The following is a 12,607-nucleotide window of genomic DNA, read 5'->3' on the forward strand; positions in this document are numbered from 1 at the left end:
GATTTAAAAGCAAAAAAACAAGAAAAAATTCTTAAAAAACTAGAAGAGAAACAAACTCGAAAACGTAAATAATACCCCAAAAAAAAGGTCCGTGAATTTTACTTCACGGACCTTTACTTTATTTATAAAACTTTATTTACTTAAGATCTTATCTTAAACTAAAGCTCGATTTAGAAACCATTTCATCATTGTCAAAAACTGTAATGAAATAATCTCCTTTTGCAAAATCTTTACCTGGTAAATCTTCAGAAACATTTACTGTTTTGTTTTCATACTTCACAGTAGTTTTAAAACTGTACGTCAATGTTTTATCTCCAAAAGTCTCCGTTTTTTTATCTCCTAAAACGTTGTTTTTGCTATCCAAAACTTGTACATAATATGTTTTATCCCCAGACTTAGCAATTTGATTCTCCGCAATAGTAAAACTAACTTTCAAAACGTCAGCACGACTTGCTTTATCCGTTTCGACTTGTTTACCTGAGCTTCTCAATTTATAAGCAGCCGTTCTTGTATTTAAAACAGACAACTTAGCTCCTTTTTCAACTGTTTTGGCAAGCTCTTCATTTTGACCAACTAATACTTCATTGTATTTTTTAGACTCTCCTAAAACTACAATTGTACTATCTCGTTGAACTGTTAAAGTACCGTTTTGTTTTTTCAATTCATCATTTTCAGCAACTAAGGTTTTCATCTTACCTTGCATAGCTTGTAATTGAGATTTAAACTTAGACAAATCCCCTTTCGATTTATTTACATCATCCATTAGCGCTACTACCTTGTCTCTCTCTTGAATTAATTCATCAGACATTGAGGTATTTTCAGCAATTGCAGCATCATAAGTAGATTTCAATTCTTGTAAATCTTTCATAACAGATTCTTTCTCTGTTAAGGTTGTTGTCAATTCAGTCTTAACTACTTCTGTATCCGAAGATAACTTAAAAATATACACTAAGCTACCAATTAGTAGGACTGCTAAAACGGCGATAACGGCCTTTAGACTTGAGTTGTTGTTCTTTGGGTTTTCCATATTGAATAATTTTCTTTAAAAACAAATTTAAGAATTAATATACCTTCATAACGTAAGTTAACACAATTATATTATTTTTGAACAATAATTTTTTTTATGGAGAACTTAATTCCTTTTACGGTCAATGATTTGGCAAAAGTCACAAATCATCGAAGTGGTGAAATAAAATTTGGAGAGAAAATGATTATCATTCCCAAAGGAGTTGATCAAATCAAATTTCTCAAAGAGAGTGAAGCCAAATATGTTCTTTTAGGAATCCCCGAAGATATTGGCGTTAGAGCCAACTATGGAAGACCTGGAGCTGCATCGGCTTGGCAAAGTGCCATAAAAAGTATTGCCAACATTCAGCACAATCGCTTTTGTAAAGGCAGTCAAATTATTGTTTTAGGACAAGTCAACGTAACAGCAGAGATGCGTGATGTGGAAAACCTAGACTTCAATGACATCGACGACCGCTCCAAACTAAGTCAGTTAGTAGAAAAGATTGACAAAGAAGTTTCTCATATTATCTTTAACATCGTCAAAGCTGGAAAAACACCTATCATTATCGGTGGTGGACATAATAATGCCTACGGCAACATCAAAGGTTCGGCTTTAGCCAAAGGCAAACCCATAAACGCTATTAATTTCGATGCCCATTCTGACTTTCGAATCTTAGAAGGACGTCACAGTGGAAATGGTTTTTCCTACGCTTACGAGGAAGGGTTCTTAAAAAAATATTTCATTTTTGGTTTACACGAAAACTACACCTCTAAAAGTGTTCTTGATATTATTAAGAAATTAGAAGACCGTGTTCGTTACAACACCTATGACAGTGTGAACATTCGCAAAGAGAAAGACTTCAACCGTGAAATGACCTCGGCCCTAGAATTCATTAAAACAGATGCTTTTGGTATTGAAATTGATTTAGATGCTATTCCTAATATCGCCAGCAGTGCCATGACCATAAGTGGATTTTCCATAGAACAATTACGTCAATTCATTTCCTTTTTTGGCCAGCACAAAAACGCCACTTACTTACATATTTGTGAAGGTGCTCCTGATTTAGATGCTTCACCAAACAATGATTTAATTGGCAAACTAATTGGGTATCTGATTACCGATTTCATCAAAGCCAACAACGAAAAAAATTTAATTGCTAAAGCTGTCATCCCAGCAATTTAGCTGATTTCTTAAATAAAACAAGATTCAAATAAACGATTACACGAATAAACCTATCTTTGCACAGAATTTTAGTACTTAAAACTAAATTCTTAATACCTAAGATATGTTATTCGAAGATTTATCACTTTCAAAAAGTATACAAAAAGCCGTATTTGAAGAAGGCTACCTAAATCCAACTCCCATCCAAGAACAATCCATCCCGATTGTTTTAGCGGGAAGAGATTTAATTGGTTGTGCTCAAACAGGTACAGGAAAAACGGCTGCCTTTGCTATTCCCATCATACATCAATTACACCGAATTGTTGGCTCCACAAAAAAAGCCAAACAAATTCGTGCCCTCATAGTAACTCCAACACGTGAATTAGCCGTTCAAATTGGTCAAAGTTTTGACACGTATGCCAAATACACCAATTTAACGCAATTGACTATTTTTGGTGGTGTTTCTCAAAACCCACAAGTCGACACTTTGAAAAAAGGAGTAGATATACTTGTGGCTACCCCAGGAAGACTATTGGATTTACAGAAACAAGGATTCCTAGACCTAGATCATTTGCACACCTTAGTTTTGGATGAAGCGGATCAAATGTTGGATATGGGATTCATAAACGATGTAAAGAAGATCGTAAAATTGACACCAAAAAACAGACAAACATTATTGTTTTCAGCCACGATGCCTATTGCCATTCGTGAACTAGCTGAAATGTTTTTGCAAGATCCTGCAAAAGTAGAAGTATCACCAGTGTCCTCTACAGCCGAGAACGTAGAGCAACGCGTTTATTTTGTTGAAAAAACAGAAAAAAGAAATCTGTTGTATCACCTTATAAAAAATGAGAATCTCTCTAATGTCTTGGTTTTTTCTAGAACCAAACACGGTGCAGATAATGTGGTAAAAGCACTTCGTAAAAAAGACATTCCAGCTGAGGCTATTCATGGTGATAAATCACAAAATGCGAGACAACGCGTTTTGGATGCCTTTAAAAATAAAGAAGTGGGTGTTCTTGTAGCTACAGATATTGCTGCTAGAGGAATCGACATCGACCAATTACCCTTTGTGATCAATTTTGACCTTCCTAACATCCCGGAAACCTACGTACACCGTATTGGACGAACTGGACGTGCTGGAAATGGCGGAATTGCTATTTCATTTTGTAGTAAAGACGAACATCCGTACTGGAAAGACATACAGAAACTAATCAAAGTAGATGTAAAAACCATTACAGATCATCCCTACCAATGGCATGCAGGAAGCCCAGAAGCAACGGCAGAAAAACCTAAAAATTCAAACCGAAGCGGAGGCGCTCACAAATCAAGAAAATCAGAAGCTTCTAAGCAAAATAAAAAACGTTGGTACTAACCAACGTTTTTTGTTTCTTGTATTAAGTAGTTCACAATCTTGAACAATTTAACGGGCTCAAAAGGTTTAATAATAATATCATTCATTCCTGAAGAAATAGCTTCATCTGTTATTTCATCTTTATCAAATGCCGTTAGGGCCACTATAGGAGTTTTAATCCCTCTTGAACGTATTCTTTTAGTAGTTTCAAAACCATTCATCAAAGGCATATTGATATCCATTAAGATCAAATCAAAATTCTCTTTTTCCAATAGCATTAAAGCGGCAAAACCATCATCTACCACTTTACAGATATAATTGTTTTTTTCAATAATCTTTCTAGTTACCATTTGATTGATCAGATTATCTTCCACCACTAAAATTTTAAAAACTTCGTTTGAGGTTAAGTCTACCTCTATTTTATCAATGATGTCTTTAGTCTTCTTAGGATCATACTCGAAAGGAATCACGAATGAGAATGAAGTCCCTTCGCCAATATTACTCTGTAATTGAATAGTACTTCCAAAAAGAGCCAACAATCGCTTTACAATACTCAACCCTAATCCAGTCCCTTGGTAATCCTCCTCTTTTCTGCCCACTTGAACAAATTTCTCGAAAATTTTACCCTGATCTACTGCCGCTATCCCTACACCATTGTCTTTAATTATAAAGGCCACAAAATGCATTGCGCCTTCCACTTTACTAAGATCAACTACGATCTCCACTTGTCCATCTTTAGTAAACTTCAACGCATTACTCACTAAATTCATCAAAATTTGAGCTAAACGCAGTTTATCTCCAATCAAATATTCGGGAATAGCGGGATCGATACGCACCACTAACTCATTATTGTTCTTTTGTGACAAAAAAGAAAGTGAATTTTTGATCATGTTTATCTCGTCCGAAATATTAAAAGTCAAACTCTCCAGAACGACTTTATTTTCCTCAATTTTATTGATTTGCAAAAGATCATTGACCAATGACAATAAATATCTTGCTGAGAATTTTAACGAACTTAAATGCTGGCTCCTGGATAATTCTTTATGTTCTTCCAGCAGCATATTGGTAATCCCCACCACACCATACAAAGGAGTACGCAATTCATGGCTTATAGTGGAAATAAATTGCGTTTTAAGCAAAGAGGCTTCCTCTGCTATTTCTTTGGCTTGTAGTAGCTCTAAATTGAGTTTTTTCTTAAATCTAATATTTCGAACTAAAGTAATGATCAAGAATAACAAAATAAGAGAAATCACCACAAACAACACTACGATAGTTCTGGATTGTTTTAAGCTTTGGTACTGCGTGCTTTTTTCATTCTCTATTTTATCAATTTGCCGTTTGTATTCGTCCAACTCCAAATTAAAACCCGCAATCGACGCCTTCTTTAACTTTTTCTCACTATAGAGTTCGTCTTGAATTTTATTGTACTCACAAACATTTTCGTAAGCCTCTTTGTACTTCTTAATTTTGTACAAAAACTTAGAATATTCCAAATGAGTATAGGACAAATCTGATCTTTCACCGCTATCCTTGCCCGCTTCTATGGCTTTTATAAAAAAAGCACTCGCCTTGGCATCTTCGTTTTGATGATTGGCATACATACCATTGAGCATATCCACCACAGTAGAAGTCGATTCATCACCATCTTTGGCCCTGTTGTTATTTAGAAACTGTAAATAAGGAGCACCCTCTTTAAATTTACCTGTATCAAAATAAGCCCAGGCAATGTTAACATTTGTAAAGTATACCTCTTTAAAACCCTTAATTTTTAAACCGTAGGCAATAGATTTTTTATAGTATCGAATTCCTTTCTCGAATTGTTTTTTTTCAAAACAATACACATTTCCAAGATTGTTATAGAGCCTATATTTAATAGAATCATTATTGGTTCTATTGGCATAAAACAAACTTTTATTGTAAAAGAAAATGGCTTTATCAAACTCGGATAGTTCGTTGTAATTTCCGGCTATAATTTTATAGGATTGTGCTATTAAATAATCATCTTTAGCTGCCGTGGCATAATTTAAAGCCTGGCGAGAAGTAATTAATGATTTTTCAAAATTGGATAGCTTGTAGTCGGACCATGCCTCTTTGACAATCTTATCTATTTTGGCATCTGACAGCAATTCAGATTGCGCCATTGCTGAATAGGCGAAACCATTCAGAAGCAACAACAGTACTAAAATAATCCGTTTTGGGGGCATAAATCGGCTAATTTGCTCAAATATACATTTTAAAATAAAAAAAAAGCTACATTTCATATAAAAATGCAGCTTTTAATCTATTATTTACCCCCTTTTTATTAGGATCGTAATTTCAGTGAGAAAAAATATTTTTCCCTACTCTGTTTCTAGAACAGTCTCAGGCTCATCATCATTTTCCCATTGCCCCACAACCGAAGTGGCTAGTGCATTTCCTAAAACATTTGTAGCGCTTCTAAACATATCGCAAAAGTGGTCAATTGGCAAAATTAGTGCAATTCCTTCAATAGGAATATCAAACATACCACAAGTAGCAGCAACCACCACCAAACTCGCTCTTGGTACACCGGCAATTCCTTTACTGGTTAACATTAAAACCAACAACATCACCATTTGAGTTCCTAAATCCAGATGCACACCATAAAATTGAGCAATAAAGATACTAGCGAAAGTCATGTACATCATACTTCCATCCAAATTGAACGAATATCCTAAAGGCAACATAAAAGATACAATTTTATCTTTCACACCAAACTCTTCTAATTCTTCTGTTAATTTTGGAAAAACCGCCTCACTACTTGTTGTTCCAAAAGCAATTGCTAATGGTCCTATTATACGTTTTAATAACTCGGTCATTCTACCTTTTAAGAAAATATAACCAACAGCAATTAACACAACCCACAAAGTACTGATTCCAATTAAAAAGGATCCAAAAAATTTAAAATAGGTAATGGCTAACTCCTGAGCATCACGCACAGCAAACACTCCTGCAATGGCTCCAAAAACTCCTATTGGAGCGAAGTTCATTACATAATTCACCATTTTTAAAACAATATGTGATGTTTTATCTAAAGCATTGATCACCGGTTTTACAGCACTTCCTAAAGAAGCAGCTGCTAATCCAAAAAAGATAGAGAATACAACAATCTGTAAAATCTCATTGGTAGCCATCGCTTCAAAAATACTTTTAGGAACGATATGTTCTATAAAATTCTCAAAGGACAAAGTAGTGGTTTTACCCGTTACTTCTGTAGCAGCTCCCATATCCACATGTCCTAATTTTATCCCCACTCCTGGCTCTAAAATATTCACGTAAAACAATCCAATCAACAAGGATATAAACGAAGCCGTAAAAAACCACCCAAGGGCCTTTCCTCCCACTCTCCCCACTGTCTTGATATCACCCAATTTGGCAATTCCCACTACTAAAGTAGTAAATACTAAAGGGGATATAATCATTTGTACCAATCGGATAAAAACCGTGGCAAGCATCTTTATTTTATTACTAAAGGAGACTGCAGCTTCTTGCGAAATTGTATTGTGCAATATAATCCCTAAAGTTGCTCCAAGTACCATGGCAATTATAATTTGCCCTGTTAAGCCGGAAAGAAATGATTTTTTTTTGGTTTCTGTAACTTGCATCAATTTGTTTTTTATTTAGAATTAAAAAATTAAGACCCTCACTGTCCTAACTTTTATTAATATGTCTTGTTGATTAGATAAAAATCAGCCAATACAATCGCAGCCATTGCTTCCACAATCGGCACTGCACGAGGCACAACACATGGGTCATGACGCCCTTTTCCAGTCATTGGGGTGATATTCCCCTTATTATCTAATGAATCTTGAGTTTGCATGATTGTGGCCACAGGTTTAAAAGCCACTCTGAAATAAATGTCCATCCCGTTGCTAATACCGCCTTGAATTCCTCCAGAAAGATTGGTTTTAGTAGTACCATCAGCATTGTATAAATCATTATGCTGACTTCCTTTCATTTCAGATCCTGAAAAACCACTTCCGTATTCAAAACCTTTTACGGCATTAATAGAAAGCATTGCTTTTCCTAATTCTGCATGCAATTTGTCAAAAACGGGCTCTCCTAAACCAACAGGAACATTTTGAATCACACAAGAAACAATCCCACCAACGGTATCTCCTTGCTTGCGGATATCACGAATATATTCTTCCATAATCGCTGCCGATTTCTCATCAGGACAACGCACTGGATTGCTTTCAATTTTTGAAAAATCTAAATCTTGATAAGGGGTATCTAAATGAATTGGTCCTACAGAAGAAACATAAGCATTAATTTTAATTTCAGGCAACATCTGTTTAGCGATTGCTCCTGCTACTACTCTACTTGCCGTTTCTCTAGCGGAACTTCTTCCTCCACCGCGATAGTCGCGAAAACCATACTTCTGATCGTATACATAATCCGCATGACTTGGACGGTAATTATCTTTTATATGAGAATAATCATCAGATTTTTGATTGGTATTGGGAATAATAAAACCAATTGGGGTTCCAGTGGTTTTTCCTTCAAAAATTCCTGACAAAAACTGAACACTATCTGGTTCTTTACGTTGTGTAACAATTGCTGATTGTCCCGGTTTTCTTCTGGACATTTCAACTTCAATTGCCGCTAAATCTAGTTCAATTCCTGATGGACATCCATCTATAATTCCACCCAGGGCTTCGCCGTGAGATTCTCCAAATGTAGTAACTTTATATAGTGTGCCGTAGCTATTTCCCGCCATTGTAATTAGTTTTAAGCAAATGTAAGTTTTATGAATTAAATTAAAAAATTTAAAATTAGTATTATTAAGCAATGGCATACTTGACTAAAACTCACAATTTGTTAAAATTGAAGCCAAATTCATAACCTTTTGATAAAACAAAACAGCGTTGAGATGCCTTTATTTGTTTAACTCAAAATAGAAAAATTGAAAAAACGAAATGTTGAATTGGTCATAATTTCTGATGTCCATTTAGGTACTTATGGCAGTCACGCCAAAGAATTAAACAACTATTTATCAAGCATTAAACCCAAAACATTAGTCTTAAATGGCGACATTATTGATGCTTGGCAATTTAGAAAATCTTATTTTCCAAAAGCACACTTAAGGGTTATCCAACGCATAATAGGAATGGCTTCCAAAGGCACCAAGGTATATTACATCACTGGCAACCATGACGAAATCTTGCGAAAGTTTAGCGATATGAATATGGGAAATTTTGCTTTAGTCGATAAATTAGTTCTAGAACTAGACGACAAAAAGGCCTGGATTTTTCATGGTGACGTTTTTGACGCTTCTGTTCAACACTCCAAATGGATCGCAAAACTAGGTGGCCTAGGTTATGACTACCTTATACTAACCAACCGTTTTGTGAATTGGTTACTCGCTAAAGCGGGTCGCGAGCCTTATTCGTTTTCCAAAAAAATTAAAGCAAGCGTAAAAAAAGCAGTAAAATTTATTTCTGATTTCGAAACCACTGCTACGGATTTGGCTATAGAAAAAAAATATGATTATGTCATCTGTGGACACATACACGAGCCAAAAATCATCACTAAAGAAAACAAACACGGTTCTACTTTATACTTAAATTCCGGAGATTGGATAGAGAACTTAACCGCTTTAGAATACCATAAAAAGCGCTGGAAACTTTACTCCTATGCTGAAACAAATTTCAGCGAAGAAGAGAATCTTTTTGAAATGGAAGATATTTTAAGCAATCACTTAATTAACTCCATTTTAAAACAAAAATAACACCCAAAGAAGAAAAAACTCTTTGATCTTGATTTAACCCCAAGTTGTTGTTTTTACGAGATTCCTTTCCAAATAACCTTGCTGACGACTTCATAAGACTATCGTTTATTACTGCCAATACAACAAAAAACACAAACCCTAAAACATTCATTTCCAAAGCTATTTACCTCATATTGTTTTAAACAATCAACAACATGTAGTCCAAGTTTCACAGTCATCACTATCCTATACACTTTTCTCATTTATTCTATATCTTTGAGAATACTACAGGACTTTTCGGTAGACTAAAGTGTGAATTATATAACAATTTAAGACAATATTATACGTTTGTCCTGAATAGCAAATGTAACTTTGAATAAAATAATTAACCCTATTTATGAAAAAAATCATTTTATCTGCCCTTATGCTATTCGGTTTAGCATTCACGGCTCAATCACAAGAAATCGCAAAAAATGCACTTGGTCTACGTTTAGGAGATAATAACGGATTTGGTGGCGAAATATCGTATCAAAGAGGATTATCTAAAAACAACAGACTTGAATTCGATTTAGGTTGGAGAAACAGCAATGATGTAGATGCAATTAAAGCGGTGGGACTTTATCAATGGGTTTGGAACATTGACGGCGGTTTTAACTGGTATGCAGGAGTTGGTGCAGGTTTAGCTGCTTGGGATGACAATCACCATTACAACGACAACAATTACGACCATAGCGGTACGTATGTTTTTGCTGCAGGTGATATTGGTATAGAATACGGTTTTGACAATGTACCTATTTTATTATCATTAGATGCAAGACCAGAGATTGGTTCTGGATACTATAACGATGATAACTTTGGTTTTGATGTAGGTCTAGGAATCAAATTTAAATTCTAAAGAATTAAAAATACAAAAATCCTGTCGCCTTGAAAAACGACAGGATTTTTTTTATGCCTCATACCGACCAAATTTGAACTAAAGGCAAATCCGCCTTAAACAGTAACGAATTATTTGATCACAATTTCTTTCTTAGAATGAATCCTTACTACCGTATAAGGATACGTAATTACTTGTATCACCATAGCATCTGGAGCAGGACTATGCTCTTTTACTGTGATAATAATATTTTTGTCTGTCTCTTCCACTTTTTCAACACCTATAGAGTAACCTCCAGTGTTTTTCTCCCCCATATTCAGAATAACATAATTAGACTGACTCACATCTCCTTGTTTCACCTTATCGGCTAAAAGCGGATCATTCTCTAACATTTTAATTTCATTGGGTTCGGTTAAAATTTCAAAAAACTTGATATTTCCACCGCCATCTGACTGTACTGTTAAAACCTCATATAGTTTTCCATCACCCGAATCAGCTGTTTTTTTCGCTCCACAAGAAACCAAAACTAAAACAACTACAACTAACATTACTTTTTTCATTTATGGGCCGTTTTAAGATTACTAATTTTCATTTTTATAATCGTCAATAGCGCGCCTGTACAAAGCTTCATACTTGGGCAAAATGTTTTTAATATCAAACTTCTTGGCCACCTCCAAAGCATTTGCCTTAAACTGGTTTAAAACGACGTCGTCTTTTAAGATTTTAATCGCATTAGCAGCCATCTCTTCTACATTTCCTACATCACTTAAATAACCCGAGAATCCCTCAAAATTAACTTCAGGTAAACCGCCCGAATTACTTGAAATCACCGGTACTCCACACGACATTGCCTCCAAAGCGGCTAAACCAAAACTTTCCGTTTCGGAAGGCAGTAAAAACAAATCGGTAAAACACAAGATTTTATCAATTTCATTACTATTCCCAAAGAAAATTACTTTGTCGTAAATACCCAATTCTTGGCATAAAATCTCCGCCTTCTCTTTTTCAGGTCCGTCCCCTACCATCATTAATTTAGATGGAATTTCCTTCTGAATATTATAGAAAATTTTAATAATATCCGGTATTCTCTTCACCTTTCTAAAGTTACTAATGTGCGTTATAATACGCTCATTCTCTTTAGCCATTACATAACGATGACAAGGCGCCTGTGGGTCTGTACCCACTTTATCCAACTCTATAAAGTTAGGAATTACTTTAATCTTATTCTTAATCTTGAACAACTTCAGTGTATCGTCTTTCAGACTCTGAGAAACAGAGGTTACATAGTCTGATTTATTAATACTAAAGGTTACCGCTGGCTTATAAAAAGGATGATTACCCACTAAGGTAATATCAGTTCCGTGAAGCGTGGTAATCATCGGAAGATTGATTCCTTCATTTTTCAACATTTGCTTGGCCATATACCCTGCATAGGCGTGCGGAATAGCGTAATGCACGTGAAGTACTTCGATTTTATATAATTTCACCATATCCACCAATTTGCTCGACAAGGCCAACTCGTAAGGCTGATAATGAAAAAGAGGATATTCTGGTACGTTTACTTCGTGATAATGAACATTTGGATTTAAAAGGGCCAACCGTACTGGTTGACTATAGGTAATAAAATGAATCTCGTGTCCTCGTCTGGCCAATTCAAGCCCCAACTCGGTAGCCACAACACCACTACCACCAAAAGTCGGATAACAAACTATTGCTATTTTCATGTAATAAATTTAGTACTACGAAAGTACTTAAAAATAGCCTTTAATTATCCTTTTAGCATGTTAGAATTTCCTAAATTTATCCTAATCATTACATTTTCTTGACCACAGTCCACCGATTAAATAGGCTTTTCTACAAAAACACCCCTTTAACTCCCCCTTTAGTTTCGCGTAAAAAAAAAGCACAGAATCTAAATCCTGTGCCTTTGCTGTTTTATAAAACCTTATTCTAGAAAAACCTACTATGCCAACTATCGGCAGCAGGAACTTCCCATGATTCGTTATACTCTTCGATATTGTTTACTAAATTATTAAAAACAATGGTATTCTCAGATACCGATTTATCTTTAACCATTTTCTTAAAATCAATTAATGGCTTGTGTGCGATATGCTCACCAAGTTTAAACGTTACATTCATTTTGTCCAACAAATCAACGTTATACTTTTGTTCTAAACTCTGTATAAATTCTACTGAACTATCGATAGAACAACCTGTAGCGGCCTGCACCTCTTGATTAACAGCCAAAATAATAAATCGGTTGTATTTCAATTCAAATGAAGCCTCAAGACTAGTTCCGTGCGCTGCCCAACCTTCTACAAAAGATTGCACTGCTGTTTCTATTTCAGAAAATTCTTCCTCAGAAAATTTTCTGTTTGATTGATAAATCCAAATTCTGGACTCACCAGGTAAATTTTCAAAAGGTACGTACATTTTATTTTTATTTTTTATTCCAATTCAAGCAGCCTGTTGGCTCCTCAA

11 protein-coding genes are annotated in these 12,607 nt (G+C 35.1%); 4 read left to right on the plus strand and 7 right to left on the minus strand.

Features of this window, described 5'->3' with window-relative positions; translation table 11 throughout:
* Positions 1-148: 148 nt before the first annotated feature.
* Positions 149-1,027 carry a DUF8428 domain-containing protein gene (locus AC51AA_RS07120; protein ID WP_500705162.1) on the minus strand — a complete coding sequence of 293 codons (879 nt, stop codon included), beginning with the start codon at positions 1,025-1,027 and terminating at the stop codon, positions 149-151.
* Positions 1,028-1,123: 96 nt separating this feature from the next.
* Here AC51AA_RS07120 and AC51AA_RS07125 point away from each other — a divergent pair, with 96 nt between their 5' ends.
* Together AC51AA_RS07125 and AC51AA_RS07130 are read left to right on the plus strand one after the other, a co-directional pair.
* Positions 1,124-2,191 (plus strand): formimidoylglutamase, encoded by a 1,068-nt coding sequence (locus tag AC51AA_RS07125; RefSeq protein WP_500705163.1) that lies wholly within the window; start codon positions 1,124-1,126, stop codon positions 2,189-2,191.
* A gap of 103 nt (positions 2,192-2,294) precedes the next feature.
* Complete coding sequence (locus tag AC51AA_RS07130) at positions 2,295-3,545, plus strand: DEAD/DEAH box helicase (RefSeq protein ID WP_500705165.1); 1,251 nt, start codon at positions 2,295-2,297, stop codon at positions 3,543-3,545.
* On the opposite strand, the gene AC51AA_RS07135 is transcribed toward AC51AA_RS07130, so the two are convergent.
* The 3 genes from AC51AA_RS07135 to aroC form a co-directional block, all read right to left on the minus strand.
* Positions 3,542-5,728, minus strand: a complete 2,187-nt coding sequence (locus AC51AA_RS07135) for a response regulator (protein ID WP_500705167.1) — start codon at positions 5,726-5,728, stop codon at positions 3,542-3,544. The two genes, AC51AA_RS07130 and AC51AA_RS07135, sit on opposite strands and share 4 nt — an antisense overlap.
* 135 nt (positions 5,729-5,863) lie before the next feature.
* Positions 5,864-7,147, minus strand: a complete 1,284-nt coding sequence (locus AC51AA_RS07140) for a dicarboxylate/amino acid:cation symporter (protein WP_500705168.1) — start codon at positions 7,145-7,147, stop codon at positions 5,864-5,866.
* 56 nt (positions 7,148-7,203) lie between these two features.
* The gene (aroC, locus tag AC51AA_RS07145; RefSeq protein ID WP_500705170.1) at positions 7,204-8,262 is read right to left on the minus strand and encodes a chorismate synthase; all 1,059 of its coding nucleotides are present in this window, start codon (positions 8,260-8,262) and stop codon (positions 7,204-7,206) included.
* 186 nt (positions 8,263-8,448) lie between these two features.
* Between aroC and AC51AA_RS07150 the strand changes: the two genes are divergently transcribed.
* Both AC51AA_RS07150 and AC51AA_RS07155 read left to right on the plus strand, forming a co-directional pair.
* Positions 8,449-9,273 (plus strand): UDP-2,3-diacylglucosamine diphosphatase, encoded by an 825-nt coding sequence (locus AC51AA_RS07150; protein ID WP_500705172.1) that lies wholly within the window; start codon positions 8,449-8,451, stop codon positions 9,271-9,273.
* A 376-nt stretch (positions 9,274-9,649) separates the two neighbouring features.
* Positions 9,650-10,147: a hypothetical protein gene (locus AC51AA_RS07155; RefSeq protein ID WP_500705174.1), complete on the plus strand. Its 498-nt coding sequence runs from the start codon at positions 9,650-9,652 to the stop codon at positions 10,145-10,147.
* 110 nt (positions 10,148-10,257) lie between these two features.
* Here AC51AA_RS07155 and AC51AA_RS07160 read toward each other — a convergent pair whose 3' ends face one another.
* The 3 genes from AC51AA_RS07160 to AC51AA_RS07170 all read right to left on the minus strand — a co-directional run bounded on the left by AC51AA_RS07160 (position 10,258) and on the right by AC51AA_RS07170 (position 12,559).
* Positions 10,258-10,686 carry a protease complex subunit PrcB family protein gene (locus AC51AA_RS07160; RefSeq protein WP_500705176.1) on the minus strand — a complete coding sequence of 143 codons (429 nt, stop codon included), beginning with the start codon at positions 10,684-10,686 and terminating at the stop codon, positions 10,258-10,260.
* A gap of 21 nt (positions 10,687-10,707) precedes the next feature.
* Positions 10,708-11,850, minus strand: a complete 1,143-nt coding sequence (gene bshA, locus AC51AA_RS07165; protein WP_500705178.1) for an N-acetyl-alpha-D-glucosaminyl L-malate synthase BshA — start codon at positions 11,848-11,850, stop codon at positions 10,708-10,710.
* A 226-nt stretch (positions 11,851-12,076) separates the two neighbouring features.
* Complete coding sequence (locus AC51AA_RS07170) at positions 12,077-12,559, minus strand: ABC transporter ATPase (protein ID WP_500705180.1); 483 nt, start codon at positions 12,557-12,559, stop codon at positions 12,077-12,079.
* Positions 12,560-12,607: the final 48 nt, after the last annotated feature.

Source organism: Flavobacterium sp. OHVDL-2026-0007, assembly GCF_059882335.1.